This is a genomic window from Pseudaminobacter sp. Soil_N_29, assembly GCF_057656055.1.
Window position 1 is genome coordinate 1 of sequence record NZ_JBDGLC010000047.1, and the last position, 335, is coordinate 335.

At 61.2% G+C, this 335-nt stretch carries 1 protein-coding gene; it reads right to left on the bottom strand.

Features of this window, described 5'->3' with window-relative positions:
- On the bottom strand, positions 1-335 hold a 335-nt coding region (locus AC3A4H_RS23680), incomplete at both ends, for an ABC transporter substrate-binding protein (RefSeq protein WP_487768891.1).

Sequence of the window (335 nt, forward strand, 5' to 3'; positions counted from 1 at the left end):
CCGGAGATTCCCACCAGGTAGAGGATCTTCTCACGCTGGGCGAACTTGTTCAGCGCCACCGCGACCGCCGACGAGGTCGCCCCCGTCATGACGATGATCTTGTCGTCATTGATGAAAGTCTGCTGCTCCTGCACGGCGTTGTTTGGCTTGGCGGCCGAGTCGGCGACGACGAGCTTGACCTGCTTGCCCAGCACGCCCTTGGTGACCTTGGGCGCGATCTGCTTGATCAGATCGTGCCCCTCATTGATGTGCTCGACGGCAAGTTCCATGCCCTTGATTTCGTCTTCACCCTGGACGGCATAGGTGCCGGTGCGCGGAACCGAGGCGCCGATGAA